This window comes from Klebsiella sp. K47 (assembly GCF_051858335.1).
Taxonomy (GTDB): domain Bacteria; phylum Pseudomonadota; class Gammaproteobacteria; order Enterobacterales; family Enterobacteriaceae; genus Klebsiella; species Klebsiella pneumoniae.
Map to the genome: position 1 here is coordinate 1 of NZ_JBPYUI010000456.1, position 221 is coordinate 221.

The 221-nt window shown below is 67.0% G+C and carries 1 pseudogene; it reads left to right on the plus strand.

The features are described from left to right. Positions 1 to 221, plus strand: a pseudogene (locus tag RRF55_RS28770) (hypothetical protein); the annotation flags it as partial.

The following is a 221-nucleotide window of genomic DNA, read 5'->3' on the forward strand; positions in this document are numbered from 1 at the left end:
CAGCCCGGGCTTCAACAGTGCGGCGCTGGCGAGCGAACTGGCGTTGTCCACCACCTCGGCGTGCAACTCGGGCAGCAACATGGCGTCCCACGTGCTGCTGGCGCTGGGGCTGAATGAGCACCAGGCGCGCAACAGCGTGCGCCTTAGCATCGGCCGTTTCAGCACCGACGCCGAAGTCGACAAGGCGCTGGAGGTGTTTGCCAGGGTACTGGCTGCGGCCT